The sequence below is a fragment of the Shewanella sp. SG44-2 genome (assembly GCF_014164215.1).
Lineage (GTDB): Bacteria > Pseudomonadota > Gammaproteobacteria > Enterobacterales > Shewanellaceae > Shewanella > Shewanella frigidimarina.
The window spans coordinates 1-246 of the sequence record NZ_JACJEU010000114.1 but is presented as its reverse complement, the minus strand read 5'-3'; the positions used below and the strand labels follow the sequence as shown (position 1 = coordinate 246).

Sequence of the window (246 nt, the reverse complement as noted above, 5' to 3'; positions counted from 1 at the left end):
ATATCAATCACTTGCGCGGTGACATCAACATCGGTCGCGCCTGCAGTGACAGGGACTTCAACATCAAAGCCGTTGTCGAGCATGTCTTGGGTGACGGTCACAGAGGCTAATACGTTGCCGCTGCCGTCAGTGACAATCAAGGTGTCGCCAACTTGGGTGCCAGTCGCTAGGGTGACGGTGGCGGTCACAGTGCCGTCGCTGCCGATCTCATCGCTGTTGAAGATACCATCGCTGCCCATGCCGCTG

General features: G+C 57.3%; 1 protein-coding gene. It reads right to left on the bottom strand.

What is annotated here, in order from left to right; genetic code table 11:
- Nucleotides 1–246, bottom strand: a 246-nt coding sequence (locus H5181_RS20505) for a hypothetical protein (protein WP_220491857.1), incomplete at both ends; no start/stop codon positions are given.